This is a genomic window from Pontibacter coccineus (genome assembly GCF_030546575.1).
Taxonomy (GTDB): domain Bacteria; phylum Bacteroidota; class Bacteroidia; order Cytophagales; family Hymenobacteraceae; genus Pontibacter; species Pontibacter coccineus.
In genome coordinates this window covers 221809-237273 of sequence record NZ_JAUOTN010000003.1, presented here as the reverse complement: position 1 = coordinate 237273, position 15465 = coordinate 221809, and the positions used below count along the sequence as shown (strand labels likewise).

Genomic DNA, 15465 nt, shown 5'->3' with positions numbered 1-15465 from the left:
TATCGATACCTGCTACTTCTCTGTCTCCGAAGCTGCGTTCGCGGACTTTTCTGTTACCATGATGTAATTGCGGATCCGGCGCTGGCCGTAGTGGTCGAAGCGCTTGTTGTCGGTTGGGTAATTGATCACGCCTTCTCCTCTGATCCACATGGTAGTGGAGCCACCGCCGTCCAGGTTAAGCGCATAGGCCGGGTTGAAGTACTTTTGGATGAACTGCGTCAGCTCCTTAGCCGACATACCCGCGGACTGGCCGGCGTGGCGGCCATCAACGGTGATGAGCAGGACCCGGTTCTTTCCCACGGTGGCGATGGCCGTGCGCGGATGCCGCACCCCCTGGTGCCGGTCAGGGTGCTCGTAGTCGAGCTGCTCCAGGGGCTTGTCCTCTGACTTGGCAAACGTCTCGCCCACCGGCTTGTACTCGTAGATGAGCATCGGTGAACCCGAGATGATGTTGGCATAAGGCATCTGCGTGTAGGAAGCGTTATCGCCGTAGGCAATGCCCATTTGTTTCTTTGCCCCATCGTAATAAAACGCGCCTTCGTGCTTCCAGAAGAGCTTGTGTTCGGTCGGTAGGGTCACCGAGGTTTTGATCTCGTTATCCGCCTTGAAAAAAGAGGAAGACTGTCCGTTTTCGACAAGTTCATAATAGGTGCCGTTAACAGCCGCCAGCGCCGGCTGGTGCGCTTCCGCCACAGACGACAGAGAATCTTCCGGGAACACGTTGTCCAGCACCAGATCATACCTGCCGGATGCCAGGTCTACCTCCAGCACATTTACGATCTGCGCCGAGGTATAAGGCTCGTAATACCGTGTGTAGTTATACCTGATAAAGCCCGTGGAGAGGGTGTCGATCTTCCAGCCTGCTGTATCCTGAAGCACTGGTTTCACTGTGGTGGCAGCGCCGAGGCTGGCTTCCGGTCTTGTGGGCTGGCAGGCCGTTAGTATACATGCCGCAAGCGCCAGGAAGCTGAGTTTTCTGAATACCATGTTTGGGTTAATCTGCATGTGGTTTGGGAAGTTAAAAAGAAAGGAGCCGCCCCTGCGGTTGACTCCCTCCTCAGTCAATCAATCTACTTTAATCACTGTGCTTAATAGCCCTGGTTTTGCGTCAGCACCCCGTTCGACAGGTTGATCTGGTCGCCGGGTAGGGGCAGCACATACTGGTTCGTATTCTGAATATTGGGCAGGTCGATCGCATTGCCCGTGCGCACCAGGTCAAAGAACAGAAAACCTTCGCTGTAGAGCTCTCTTCTGCGCTCTTCCAATACCGCGTTCAGGTAGGCTTCCGGCGAAGCAAAATCGGCTACAGTATACTCCGCCACGCCCCGGATCTTGCGAAGCGCATTCAGGTATACCAGGCCCTGCTCCATTGGCAGTCCTTCGGCGCTGATCAGGTACATTTCCGACAAGCGGCTCACGATCACCGGCTGCACATCCCAGTACTTGCTCACGATCACGTTATAGGTTTTGTCGGCATTGTAAATGGTGTCGATGTTCACGGTGCCGCGCACATCGTCAGGGGTATAGAGCGACTCCAGCACTTCAGTGGAAGGCTGCACGAAGTAGGAACCGGCCCAGGTGGTGCCGTAAGGCCAGAACAAACTGGAGAAGCGCAAGTTGGTTTCGGTTTTGAGGTTAGCGAAAGCAAAGAGCACCTCGCGGGAAGCAGCCGTGTTACGGAAGATGCTGCCGTAATCGGCTACCAGACCCAGGCCGCTGCTCTGAATCACGCTTTGCGCCAGCTGGGCGGCCTCCGCTTTGTTGCCCCTTGCCAGGAGCACCCGTGCCTTTAATCCCATGGCCGCCTCTTTGGACACGCGTTTGTTGGTGGCTTCTTTCAGCGGCTTGGCCTCTGCGATAGCAAAGTCCAAATCCTTGATGATCTGCTCCCATACCTGGTCGGCCGTGTTGCGGGTCAGGTTCTCGGTAGTGTTCTCCACGATCAACGGTACGCCGCCAAAAGCGGTTACCAACTGGTAATACAGGTAGGCCCTGAGGTAGCTCGCTTCGGCTTTCACCACTTTCACACTACCCTGTGCACCCAGCTTGTCGCAGGCCTGGATCACGTTGTTGGCGCTGTAAATGGTCCGGTAGGTATTTTTCCAGAGCGACGAGGAGTAGCTCAGCCCGTCGTCTACCCCATTGCCCGTGATCAGGCGGCCGTAGGCGCTGTTGTTGCCCGAAAGCGGCGTCCAGGTATAGTTGCCGCCCCGGATGTCGTTGATCAGGTAATTGTCCCGCTCGGGGGTAGCGGCGCGGTACAGGCCGTTGAGGAAGAAGCCGACGTTGCTTTCGGTGATCTGGTCAGGCGATACGGCACTTTCAGGTGTCACATCCAGTTCTTTGCTGCACGAGGCGAAAAGGACACTTGCGCCCAGGGCCATGCTGAATGTTACTAGTCTATATGTTCGAAACATGTTATACACTGTTAAAAATTAGAAACTTACATTGATCCCGGCCATAAAGGCGCGTGGCTGTGGCGTCACCAGGTTGTCGATACCAAACGAGCGGGCGTCGAGCGAGCTGGAAGCCTCCGGATCGTAGCCGCTGTAACCGGTGAAGGTATAGAGGTTAGTGCCGGATAAGTATACCCGCGCCTGCTGTACAGCCAGCTTTTGCAGCATAGAAGCAGGCAGCTTGTAGCCGATGGTCAGGTTCTTGATGCGCAGGTAGGATGCATCTTCCACGAAGTAGCTGCTGTTCTTCATGTTATAGGCGCTTTTGGTGGCACGCGGCACGTCGTTGCTGGTGCCCGGTCCGGTCCAGCGGTTTTCGTAAGTGTCCCGCACCTGGTTGTAATCGCGGCCACCCATGTGGTCCAGGCCGGAGCGCCAGGCGGCGGCAATCTCGTTGCCAAGGGAGAAGGTGGCAAAGAGCGAGATGTCAAAGTTGCCAACCTCCACATTGTTGGTCAGGCCGCCGTACAGGTCGGGCTGCGCGCTGCCGATCACCGACAGGTCCGCCGAGTTGATCAGGTTGTTGCCGTCCCGATCTTCAAAGATCATATCGCCCGGGCGTACCCCCTGCTTCTGCAAGGCTTCGGGAATTTCTTCAATGTGCTGGTAAATACCCTGCTGCTTATACCCGTAGAACACGCCCAGCGGCTTGCCCGGGATAATGGCGTTCCAGCCACCCACCTGGATCGGCTCGTTTCCGATCAGGCTGGTTACTTTGTTGCGGATAGAGGCCATGTTCAGACTGGTACTCCAGCGGAAGCCCTCCTGCTCAATGTTGACGCTGGTAAGGGTAAACTCATGACCCTTGTTTTCCATGGAGCCGATGTTGGTGGTGCGGTGCGTAAAACCGCTCGTAGCCAGCGTCGGCACGTTGTAGAGCAGATCGTCGGTATTCTTAATGAAGTAGTCATAGGTAAGCGCCAGTCGGCCGTTCAGGAATGAGAGATCCAGACCGAAGTTTGTCTGCCGGGTGGTCTCCCACTTCAGGTTTAGGTTGCCCAGCGAGGTAACCGAAAGGCCTGTCTCGGCACCGTAGTTATACCCGCCGGAGGCCAGCGGCATGTAGCTGTAAATCCCGATGCCGTCCTGGTTGCCGGTCTTGCCCCAGCTGGCACGCAGCTTGCCAAACTCCAGCCATTCTGCTGTCGGGAAGAAATTCTCGCTCGTGAACACCCAGCCTGCAGACACGGAAGGGAAATAGGCGTAGCGGTTGTCTTTGTGGAACTTGGAAGAACCATCGTAGCGCAGCGAAGACGACAGGAAGTAACGGCCTTTGTAATCCAGCTGTACCCGCCCGAGGTAAGACTCCATCGCATACTTGTTGGCGTCGCCGCTTGCCGTCGTGACCGTGGCAGAGGTAATGTGCCTGAAGTCATCCGACGGAAACTCGGTGCCCTGCGCGTTGTTGAAATCATAGGCGTCCTGGTAGTAGGTATAGCCCATCATGGCTTCGGTGTTCAGGTCTCCGCCCCAGCTCTTGAAGAAGGTCAGTGTGTTGTCAATGTTCTGCGACACCCGGTTGCCGCGCGTATCGATGGTCAGGCCTTTGCCGGAAGCGTAGGGGTGCAGGCGCGTCTGGTGGCGGAAACCGCGGCCAAAGCGAAGCTCGGCGTTGTAGGCCGTGTGCCAGGTAAAGTATTGGAGGAAGTTGACGTTACCATACAGGTTGATCAGCGCCTGGTAGTTTTTGTCTTCGATCAGGTCGTTTTCCAACACTTGCACCCCGTTGTGACGCAGGATGTCTTTCCCGCCGATGTTGAACGTGCCGTCGTCTTTGTAAATACGGTCGTAGGGGCGCTGCTCGAGCGAGCGCTGGAAGAGCGCCGTACCCTGGTCGCCGTTGGGGGCCGAGGAGCTGTTGGTATAGTTACCGCCGAACCGGAGGCCAAAATTGAGGACTTTGTTCGGGGTGAAATCCAGGTTGGTGCGCAGCGAGTAGCGTTCCAGGGCGCTGTTCTTCAACAGGCCTTCCAGGTTCTGATAGCCTACCGAGGTATAGTATTTCACAGTGTTGCTGGAGCCACTGAAGGAAAAATCCGTTTGGTGCGTTGCTGCGCCCTCGTTGATGATCAGATCCTGCCAGTTCACATCATACGGATCGGCAGGCACGTTGCCCAGCACTTTGTTGATGTCGATGTAGCCGCTTTTGCCCGGGCTCAGGTTCAGGTCGCGGTTGTAGTTACCTACGGCCTCCTGCTGCAGGCTAATGTATTCCTGCGGGTTGAGCAGGTTCAGTTTTTTAGGCATCATTTGGATACCCGACACCTGCGAAACCGAGATCTTCGGCTCGCCTTTGCGCCCCTGTTTAGTCGTGATCAGGATGACGCCGTTGGCAGCGCGGCTACCGTAAATGGCGGCCGAAGCGGCATCTTTCAGTACCTCAATGGACTCAATGTCGGATGGGTTAATCAGCGAGAGCGGGTCCTGGATGAACTCCCCGGTATAGTTATAGCTGGCCCGCGCTTTGGAGATCGGAATACCGTCCACCACGTACAGCGGTTCGTTGTCGCCGTTGATCGAGCTCACGCCACGGATGTTGACGCGGGAAGCGCCACCGGGCGTCCCATTGCTCACTGTCAGGTTCACGCCCGCTACCTGGCCCTGCAGCAACTGGTTGGCACTCGGCACGTTGCGATCAGCCACATCGGCCGGGTTGACGCTGGAGATGGCCGTGGTGATGTTGCGGCGCGTGTTCTGACCATAGCCGATCACCACCACCTCGTTGAGTTTCGACTCGGCTACTTTCAGCTTAACCATAAGCGATACCTTCTCCCCTTCCGCTAAGGTATATCCGGTAAGCGCCTGCGGCTCGAAACCGATGTAGCTGAAGGAGAAGGTATACGGACCGCCGAGCGGCAGCCTGCTGAACGAGAACATGCCTGCTGCATTGGAGGTGGTGCCGCTGGTCTGGCCGGTACTTTCATTTTTGGCCAGTACCGACACGCCGATGAGTGCGTCACCGCCCGCATCCTGCACCACCCCTACTACCTGCTCGGGCGCGCTTTGGCCGTAACTGCTGTGCCCGTACAGGGCAGTCAGCATGAAAAACAATAGGACTTTGGGCCAGATCGGCCTGCCTTTCCTGGTAAACTTTACGCTCATAGTGTATGTGTTTGGATAAAGATTTCCCCTTACGTCCTGTTGCCAGAACGCTTCATCCGTCGACTGACGGAGCAATTTTTATGTGTCTGATTTATTTCCTGATGCGGTAGCTGTTCTGCCCCTTTTTCAGTTGAAGCTCGTTGAGCACCGCGATGGTCTTTAACACCCGTTCCAGTGAATCGCTAGTGCTTATTTTACCGGTAAAGTTGATCTTGGCAATGTCGGCCTGCCTATACCGGATGTCATGTGCGTATAATTTGGAAAGCTTATCCAGCACCTCAGGCAATGGGCACTTACTAAAATCAATCACGTCACCGTTGATGGTCATGCTGCCTTCTTCATCAGTGGGCAGGGAAGTTCCCCTTTCAGGTTTTTTGTTCGCCGTCACTATATGGCTGACCCGCCCTACCAGATTCTTTGTATCCAGCTCGAGTTGCTGGCCGGGTGTCAGGTATACTTCTTTCACCTTTTGCTTAAGGGCTTCGGAGGCCGCTTTTATGACCACCTTGCCGGTATAGAGTTGTATTAGCACCGGTTTGCCGCCGCCGGGTGCCTTTACTTTAAAGGAAGTGCCGAGCGCAGTGGTTGCCAGTCCGCCAGCCTGCACGGTGAAGGGACGTAAGCTGTCTTTGGCTACGTTGAATACGGCCTCGCCTCTGAGGTATAGCATGCGCCGGTCTCCCTGTACAAAAGGCTGCGGGTAGGTGACCTCCGCCCCGGGAAGCAACTCCACTGCCGAGCCGTCTTCCAGCATAAAGGCTACCGACCGAAGGGAATTGTTCACCTTTACAGCAAATACACCCTTTGTTATATCGCTTGCCGCCGCGACTGAGGTGCTGTCAGGTGTGCGGTTAAGGTATAGCTGCCCAATCAGGAAAAGGCCCAGCACAATGGAAGCGGCAGCGGCAGTTATGCGCAGGTTCCAGTAGCTTTTGCCATGCACACCTACTTCGCGCTGTATGTGCCGCAGCATACGCCGCGACGCCTTTTCTTTTAGCCACAGCCTGCTGTTGGTTTGCTCCCATTCTGATTCCGGCAGGCATCGCTCGAGTGCAGCCGGGCTTTCTTCCAGATACCGGGCCACCGCTTTGGCTTCGCTGGCACTGGCTTTGTTTTGCAGAAATCGCTCTAGCTGGTGTGAGTCCATTTGTGGTATCTAAACACAGTGAATACGATCCTCAGCAGCCTGTCCCCTGCCGGAAACAATTATTTAACATGAGCCGAGCCAGGTCCACAGCAGCACGTGACTATACCTGAGGAGCAATTTCAAATGTTTGGTGGCTTTCGTGAGGTGGTCTTCCACTGTTTTGGTGGAGATGGAAAGTTCCCGGGCGATGTCCTGGTACGAGAGGCCCTGGAAACGACTAAGCTGGAAAACCTTTTTGCGCACCGGCGGCAGTTTTTCCACCGCCGCCTGAATGTCCTCCTGCAGGCAGTGGGCGTACACGGTGTTTTCGGTATAGGTATGTTCTCCGGGAAGCTGGGCGTGTTGCAGGGCCTCGCGCTCCACTGCTTGTTTCCGCAAGGTATCGATGAGCGTGGTGCGGGCTATCCGGAAGATCTGGGAGGAAATGGGCGCGTCGTCGGAGAGGCGCTCCAGGTGCTTCCACAGTTTGATGAAGGTTAGCTGTACAAGCTCCTCGGCCATGAACTCGGAGTGGGTCTGTTTGCGGAAGTAGAAGTATACTTTTTGGTGGTACTCATCATATAGCTGCTCAAAAGCAGCCTCATCTGAGGTGGGTCTTATGCTTAGCAGGTCGGTACTGTCAGAAGTCATCACGCTGGTAAAAGTTAATCCTGTACAAAGGAACCAACATTTCAGGAGCGCGTGGGTTAAGTTTCTGTTAAATCGGTGTTACAGCGCCGATACAGCTGGCAGATGCAATGAGCAGGTACTACCTCTTGTCACAACTACTCCTATTGTTTTCTGTATACCTGCCTTTATATCCCACCCATGTAGGGAAGTGCCTATTACGAGACCGACTTTTTTGATAATTCAGCTATCAGGCTTGTTTACGATACAGTCGTGCTGCTGCTCCATCACGGGGCGGCGAGGGATGCACTGACGCAGCCAATAGAAACACCCTTGCAGCTCGCTGTCTATATGAACAATCCAAAAGTATGGCGCACTCACCAGCTAACTCACCTTCATACTGCGAAAAAGTGAATAATTTGACAGTTGTGCAAAAACAAAAAAGCCTGCAAACTTATCATTTGCAGGCTTTCAGATGATTATGGTATCGCTACCAGCAGAGAGTGAGGGATTTGAACTTACTCCACAACACGTTTATTATCAATTACTTATTACTCCAAATTTCAGCGGTCACCCGAATTTACCTCCTACTGAGGATTCTAGTATTTTCTTTAATCAAATCTACTGCTTTATTTCACAAACATCAAGCCTAGAAAGTAAAAGTTAATTACCCTACTTCCGGTATACAATCTTAGGGAAGAAAGAGCCTATGCCCAGTTACTATCTCCTGCTTCTAATCCAATAACTTCCCGCATAAGGCTCAGCTTTTCGCAAACTGAAGCAGCGGCGTTATGTCACCTTTATCGCCAGCTCGAATGGCGGCAATGTAGGCTTTGCGCGTAGCATCCGCTTTCACCATGTTGGATCTGTTCCATGTGAAGGCATCTTCCCCAAAGATGGACTCCATGATGATGTCTGCCATGATGCGTGAATGCCGCCCGTTCCCGTTTGGGAAACAGTGGATATTGACCAGCCGGTGCTTGAAGCGGATCGCTATCTCGTCTTGGTGATACGTTTTATTATTGATCCAATAGGCGGTGTCCTCTAGCAGGTACCTGAGTTCCATACCTATTGTAACCCAAGGTACACCAATGTTTTTCTCTGTTCTCCTGAGCTCTCCCGCCCATTTCCATACATCGCCAAACATGCGCCTATGCAGCGTTCTGATAAACTTCTCAGTCAGTATGGCATCCCTCTTGAACCTGGTTCCCATAGTCCAGGCGATTGCCTTTTCAATGTTTAGCTGTTCGAATTCGTCCAGTTCCCCGTGTGAGGTGATCGTTTTGAGTAGCAGCCCTTCTTTCTCTTCTTCATCTAAAGGAGTCTGGCCATCCAGATAGGCATATTCTAATCCCATAACGTGCCCTTCATTTCACGTTTAAGCTCTTCAGCTAGCTCTTCGATTGCCTGCCGGATTCGGTCATCGCTATTTCCCTGGTTCTCCAGCTTCATGTGCTGACTTGTTCTTAGGACGATCTTTCTTGCTAGCTGCTGTGCTCGTTGATCGACGAACTTCTCCATTGACCCTTGCTTCGGCACAAAGCCGTACACGAGCTGCATGTCAAGCGCTTCAGCTACCTGCTTCAACACGTTTAGGGAGATTGAACCAGTAGCTTCTCTTTCCTCTATCTTTTTGATGCCTTGCTTTGTCTTGCCCAGCTTATAACCTAACTGCTCTAAAGTCATGTTAAGTGCGACCCGAATAGCGTGAATCCAACCTTGTTCCGGGACTGGAGTCTTAGCCAAAACCTTATAAGGAGCAATTTTTCGATCCAATTGCTCCAGCAGTAGCTTCTTTTTATTTCGCATAAACACCTTAATTAATCAACATATTTGTTTACTGTTACTTGATAAAGGTAAATATATTAGTTTACTTTTCTTGAATGGAGTAAACATATTAGTTTACAGACATCATGTTATAGTAAACATAAAAGTATACTATTATTTTGTAAAAGTAAACATATTAGTTGATTCATTGACTATTCCAGTCAACCTATACGTTGATTATACAGAATGACACTGCGAGAATGTGTGTAAAGGAATATCAAAAATACGTGAAGACATATAGAGCTTGAGGTTATTACATGATTAGTGGTATAACACTATGAAAATTACGCTTCTCACAGCTTAGAATTAAAAAATATAGTAGGTCCGCAGGCTTTCAAGCAGCTTCCGGTGGTGATCATAGGCCTTTGCCCGCAAGGTGTCCAGGTAGGCGTTCACGCTCCGGGCCTTGGCCGACCATCGTTCGGGCGAGATGTAGCGGTGGGTGCTCAACTCCAGCCGCCTGCCCTGCAGCGTGACGCGCAGGTAGATCGGCGAAAGGTTGTCGGCTTTCCTGCCGTAGAACAGGATACTGATCTTGGTGTCCATACAACTCCTCCTTTTATACTTGAATTCAACAATCAACCGAAGGCTGCACAAGATGTAAAAACACAGTACATCTTGCTTACAGACAGCTGGTTGCACATCAATTCGGGTACCCGAATTGGCTGCCTCAGAAAGGAGAGAAAATGTAAAATTCAGGAGGGGCTAAAAACAAATAAGCCCTCAAATCGCTGATTTAAGGGCTTATTTGCTAACTGACAGGGGACTAAGTGGTGATGAAGGTTCCTTAGTCGCATTCAAAAGCGTGACAGGCTCATGAAAGGTGCCGCCCACCTCTTTGCTGTGTCAATGCCCACCCTTTCTACATCGCATGCTCCCACAATTCCATCGCTCCAACTCGGAAATCTTCCTATGCCAGTAAACACCATGCGCGCAAACAGGTCGAGACGCTTCACCCAGGAGGAGAAACCTGGCGGCTTTCGTAAGTCAAGGGTCTCTGAGTTTATTTTATCACGCCACCCCTTCTGACCTTTCTAACAACCCCGTTTTGATATTTCAGATACAAATACAAGATTGCCCACTGCTTAAAGTCCTGAACGAGGCACATCTTCCGTCCGAAGCAGCTTTAACGAAAGATTCTTTTACCGCCGCCTAGGCTATGGATTTTGAACCAGGTTAGGATTCAGTATGATCTCCTCTTCCGGAATAAAGAACACGACCCGTGGATGTGTATAAGGTATTTCTTGGGTTGTTTGCCCGGAAGGCAGGTGTGTTCCTGGGTAGTTGCGAACCATCGTGCGATTATTGCGGAACACATCAAACTTTCGATGCGCTTCCCAAGCCAGCTCCAGTCGGCGCTCATCCAGAACTACGTCCAATACACTGGTATAGCCCATCATGTTAGAAGGGGAGAAAAGGGCATCGCCTGATAAGCCAGACCGTTGCCTGATCAGGTTTACATCCTCCAACGCAGCAGCCTGGTTCCCCAACTTGGCATTGGCCTCCGCGCGGTTGAGGTACATTTCTGCCAGACGCAGGTATACAGGAGAGCTCAACGTGACGACACCCTCCTGATAAGAATATTTTGTAATGAAGTACTTCTCATAACCGTTTCTTGCGGCCAGCAATGGTTTGCCATCGGCTCCTGTTCTGATCGAGCCATCTGCATTTCTCAGGTATACCGGCACAATAAACTCTCTGCGCTTGTCATCAGGAAATTTATCAACCAGGTTACGGTAACTGGCTGAGGCATACATTTCACCGTACCCCATGCCATCGCTCAGGTACATAGACCCAAGAGAAGCCCAGCCTCTGTCATCCTGTATGGTGTGCTTGATGGCGAAAATCGTCTCTTTGTTGCTTTCGTTGGCGAACGAGAAATACTTGGGTAGATCAGCCGTGCTTACCAAGGCATAGCGGTTGGAGTTGATCACCATGTTCGCATACTCAATCGCCTTCTCGTTATTTTCCATAAAGAGGTGCACCCTGGACAGAAGCGCATAGGCTACCTCTTTTGAGGCAAAGCTGCTATTCTTGGTGCTGCCCATCAGTTGCGCCGCCTTCTCCAGGTCTCTGAGAATGAACTCATACGTCTGCTTTACTGTACTTCGGGGCGGCAGATCGTTTATATCGGTGTTGTCCCGAATCATGATTCCCAACGATGCTCCCTGATCCTGCGCATAAGGGCGCCCGAAAACATTTACCAGGTCAAAGTGCACCATGGCCCGTAGGAAGTAGTTCTCGCCAAGTATCTGGTCGAGATCCGCGGACTGCCCCTCCTTCAGCTTCTCTATCACCACATTTGTTCCGTAAACGGCCTGGTAAGCCTTCCGGAAGAAGTTTGTGGTAATGGACATGGAGGTAAGATGCTGGTAATTGTAGGCGTAGAATAAAGGATCTGTAGTAGTACCGCTCAACGCCACGTTGTCACTGGCATATTCCGTTAACATGTGATAATTGCGGGTATAATAACTGTCTTTCAGATAACTGTAGTTTCCTATAGTGGCAGCTTTGAGTCCTTCAGGCGTATTGGTTGTCTGATCAAACGTAAGCCCATCGTAAGGCTTAACGTCCAGATCATCGGAGCAGCCGGCAAGCACCAGGGTGCTAAGCATAGCTGGGAAAATATATTTTCTAAAAATAAGTTTCATGGCTGATTGGGTTTAAGGGTTAAAAGTCAACGTTAACGCCGATCATGAGCTTCCTGCTGATGGGGTATCTCGTGACGGAGGAGCCGGTGGTCAAATCCACTTCCGGGTCCATACCTGAGAAATTGGTCAATGTCCATAGGTTGTCACCACTGGCAAACACGCGCACCCCTTCTGCTTTTAACTTCGTCGCAAAGGCGGCCGGCAGATTATAGGATAGGGTGATGTTACGCAGACGCAGGTAGCTGCCATCCTCCAGGTAGCGCGACGAGACTTTGTTAGAGGCCAGGTTGCCGTTCAGGACCGCTTTCGGATGCGTGGCCATGTCGCCTTCTTTTTCCCAACGGCTCCAGCCGTTCTGGAGCACCATATTGTTATAAGTTGGGTAGGCACCATCTGCATCAAACAGCTCCCGGTTATAGTTGTACACCTTGTTGCCGTATACAAAATTCAAGAAAGCAGACAGGGTAAAGTTTTTATAGGCAAAGGTGTTGCGGAAACCTCCGGAAAATTTAGGTACAGCCGTACCGGTGTATACCCGTGTGGCGCTGTTATAAGAAGTCGTCACGGTGTCTTTCACAAAGTCGCCTTCCGCATCATACTTTCTCAGTAACCACAGCGGAGCCCCCGTAGCCGGATCCACGCCTTTCCAGTCTCTCATGTACCAGGAGCCAATCGGCTGCCCTACCTCAATGCGCTGGTTGCCCTGTTCTATGGGCTGCCCACCGTACAACTCCAAAACCTTGTTGCGGTTAAAAGAAAGGTTGAGGTCTGTTTCCCAGGTAAAGTTCCCTGTCAGGTTCTGCGTGCTTAATTCTATATCAATCCCTTTGTTTCTAACGGAGCCGATGTTCTGCGTCTGCCAATAGAAACCAGTGGCAGAGGAGAGCGGCACATCCTGCAGGATAGCCTTGTTGGTCCTGTTGTAGAAGTCCACGGTGAGGGTCGCCCGGCTATACAAGCCCACCTCCAGGCCGACATCAAAGGTGTGCGCCTTTTCCCAAGTCAGGTTCGGGTTCACCAGACGGCGCGGAAAGCCACCGGGCTGGTTGGCATACTGCACGTTAAACTGATAGAGATCCAGTGCAGCAAAGTCGCCGATGTTGGCGTTGCCTGTCACACCGTAGCTGCTTCGCACCTTGAAGAGGTGGATCGTACTGGCAAGCTCCTGAAAGAAATCTTCGTTGGAAACAGACCATGCGCCGCCGATGGAGTAGAAATCGCCAAAGCGCTTGTCCTGACCGAAGCGGGAAGAGCCGTCTCTCCTATAGGACACCGTGGCGAAGTACCTGCCGTCGTAATCGTAGTCCACGTTCAGGAAGCCGGACATGAACTTACTTTGTGACTTGTAACCCCCAATTGTGACAGGCTTGGCGACAGCATCCAGCACCTCCAGTCCGGGAAAAATGCCTTGTCCTGTCGCATTCATGCCATCGTTGAAGTTAGCCTGATACTCAGCGCCCAGTATTCCCCTCACATTATGCTGGCCAAACTGCTTGCTTGTAGTCAGGAGGTTGGAGGTCAGGAAGCTATTGTTATAGCTATAAGTATTGCTCAGGGAGCCATTCACAGACTTGCCGCCGGGTGTACGCGAATCGTTGTTGGACTCAGCGCGTGAATTGCCCACACTGTACCTGTTGGTCGTAGAAAACGAGAGCCAGTCTGTTATCCTATATTCCAGCTTCAGGTCCCCATCCAGCGATTGGCCTCTGCGTTTATTGTAATTATACTGGCTTGTGTACAGGAAATTACTTCTGTCACGGCCGTACCACTCACTCGTGCTGGCATCCACATACCGGATTGTACCGTCCTCGTTGTAGGGACTGTCCCAGGGCATGTTGATGAATGATTGGTAGATGGCACCAGATGGATCATTGTTTCTGGTTGAAAACTGCGTGTTGACTCTTGCCGTGACTGTTACATCCGGGTTGATGTCGTGGGTGATGTTCGCTCTGAAGTTGGTCTGTTCATAACTTGTATTCACGACCGTACCTTCTTCCTGGAAGTAGTTTCCACTAAGGTAGAAACGGGTCTTTTCCGAGCCGCCTGACACGGAGAGCTGATGGTTGTTGGTAATGCCGGTTCTGAAAGCTTCATCCAGCCAGTCTGTGTTTCCCGGTTGGGCAGGCAACACTCCTTTTACATAATCTCCATAGGTCGCCGGGAAGCTCTTGGAGGACAGGTAAGCATTTATTTCTGCCTCTGTTGGGTTAGGTGTTGTTTTGCTGAGCGTCGCAATGTGATTGTTCCGCTTGCCGGTGTAGTCGTTTTGGTACATCCGGCTGGTGTAGTCAAACAGCTGCTGCCCGTCCATCACCTCAAAATTGCCTGTTGTACGGCGGCTCACACCCGTAGTGCCGTTATAAGACACCCGCGTTTTACCGGCCTTACCCCGCTTTGTCGTGATCACAATCACCCCGTTGGCAGCCCTGGAGCCGTATAGGCCTGTAGCAGCAGCATCCTTCAACACAGTGATCGATTCAATGTCTGTTGGGTTGGCAGTTCCGCCAATGATGCCATCCACCACATACAGCGGCTCCGCCCCGGCGGAAATGGAACCTGTCCCCCGGATGCGCACGGTTGGCGCCTCGCCGGGCTGGCCGCTGGAACTCGACACCACCACACCGGAAGCTTTTCCCTGTAACATCGTAGCTGTATTGTTACTGGTCACGTCCCGTAACTTCTCCCCACTCACCACTGATACCGAGCTTACCAGTTCAGACTGTGACCTGCTCGAGTAGCCTACCACGACAACTTCATCAAGACTTTTGGCCTCTGTCGCCATGGTCACATTAATCGTCGTTTGACTACCCACAGGCACCTCCTTCGCCTGATAACCTATATAAGAGAAGACCAGCACATCAGATGGAGTGGCTGTGATGGTGTAGTCACCTTCTGCATTGGTCGTCGTGCCGGTGGTTGAGTTCTTCACGACCACCGTCAAACCAATAAGCGGCTGATTCCTATCATCTACTACTTTGCCACGTATTGCCTGCTTGCTTTGCGCAAATAAGGGGTTTAAGGCAAGCAGAAAGCATAGTACACTGACCAGGAGTGGCAGCGGCTGGAGAAGCTTCCCATTCCTTCGATTTTGCAGGTGGAGGATTCTGTGAAGAAAAGCTCCATCATTTCTGTAGTTTTCAATCATACTTTTTGAGCTTAGTGGTTCCAGGTTAGATTGTCAAAGTATAATAGTGTGTGCGATAACGCATGATTTAATTTAAAAATAATAATATTCTATCCTCCATCCTTGGCTCCAAAATCACAACGCAAACGTTTGCAAAAGACCCAGCCTCTGATTTTTCAATATCATTGTTCAAACATACATTGCCTAGCACTTGCCTACTCCTCCTCTAAAGCCATGCGCTTTACCCTATTCCACCCGCGCTACAGGCAGATAGCGCAACATGACCGGGGGACGAGGAGGCAAATGGGGAGGCGAATTGTGAAAGCAAAAAGCTGCTCCCGCTTGTTCAGAAGCAACTTCAGACTGCGCCACAGTCATTAAAACAGGCATTCGGGTGGTGGCAGGGGCAACATGCAGGAACTCTCCCAAGGGGCAATACAGGATGCCGCTTAACTTCAGCTCCTCAGAAATTACTCAAACGTTTGCGTAAAACTTTAACCTGGCCAGCATGTGCTGCTGCAGCCTTACGCCCATACATGCACTGGATGCAGT

10 protein-coding genes are annotated in these 15465 nt (G+C 51.9%); all 10 read right to left on the bottom strand.

Annotated features, from left to right (window positions below; translation table 11 throughout):
- Positions 1 to 12: 12 nt before the first annotated feature.
- Positions 13 to 1005 (bottom strand): phosphodiester glycosidase family protein, encoded by a 993-nt coding sequence (locus Q4E40_RS08240; RefSeq protein ID WP_303411340.1) that lies wholly within the window; start codon positions 1003 to 1005, stop codon positions 13 to 15.
- A gap of 83 nt (positions 1006 to 1088) precedes the next feature.
- Positions 1089 to 2417, bottom strand: a complete 1329-nt coding sequence (locus Q4E40_RS08235; RefSeq protein WP_303411339.1) for a RagB/SusD family nutrient uptake outer membrane protein — start codon at positions 2415 to 2417, stop codon at positions 1089 to 1091.
- An 18-nt stretch (positions 2418 to 2435) separates the two neighbouring features.
- Complete coding sequence (locus Q4E40_RS08230) at positions 2436 to 5558, bottom strand: SusC/RagA family TonB-linked outer membrane protein (protein ID WP_303411337.1); 3123 nt, start codon at positions 5556 to 5558, stop codon at positions 2436 to 2438.
- Positions 5559 to 5649: 91 nt separating this feature from the next.
- On the bottom strand, positions 5650 to 6705 hold the full coding sequence (locus tag Q4E40_RS08225; RefSeq protein WP_303411335.1) for a FecR family protein: 1056 nt from the start codon (positions 6703 to 6705) through the stop codon (positions 5650 to 5652).
- 63 nt (positions 6706 to 6768) lie between these two features.
- Positions 6769 to 7335 carry an RNA polymerase sigma factor gene (locus Q4E40_RS08220; RefSeq protein WP_303411333.1) on the bottom strand — a complete coding sequence of 189 codons (567 nt, stop codon included), beginning with the start codon at positions 7333 to 7335 and terminating at the stop codon, positions 6769 to 6771.
- Positions 7336 to 8071: 736 nt separating this feature from the next.
- Positions 8072 to 8668: a mobile mystery protein B gene (locus Q4E40_RS08215; protein WP_303411331.1), complete on the bottom strand. Its 597-nt coding sequence runs from the start codon at positions 8666 to 8668 to the stop codon at positions 8072 to 8074.
- Positions 8659 to 9120 (bottom strand): mobile mystery protein A, encoded by a 462-nt coding sequence (locus tag Q4E40_RS08210; RefSeq protein WP_303411330.1) that lies wholly within the window; start codon positions 9118 to 9120, stop codon positions 8659 to 8661. Before Q4E40_RS08210 ends, Q4E40_RS08215 begins: the two co-directional genes overlap by 10 nt.
- A 324-nt stretch (positions 9121 to 9444) precedes the next feature.
- Positions 9445 to 9684, bottom strand: coding sequence for an Arm DNA-binding domain-containing protein (locus Q4E40_RS08205; protein WP_303411328.1), 240 nt, complete (start codon positions 9682 to 9684; stop codon positions 9445 to 9447).
- A 611-nt stretch (positions 9685 to 10295) separates the two neighbouring features.
- The gene (locus Q4E40_RS08200; RefSeq protein ID WP_303411327.1) at positions 10296 to 11789 is read right to left on the bottom strand and encodes a RagB/SusD family nutrient uptake outer membrane protein; all 1494 of its coding nucleotides are present in this window, start codon (positions 11787 to 11789) and stop codon (positions 10296 to 10298) included.
- Between the two features lie 19 nt (positions 11790 to 11808).
- Entirely contained in the window at positions 11809 to 14934 is a 3126-nt protein-coding gene (locus Q4E40_RS08195; protein ID WP_303411326.1) for a SusC/RagA family TonB-linked outer membrane protein, read from the bottom strand.
- Positions 14935 to 15465: the final 531 nt, after the last annotated feature.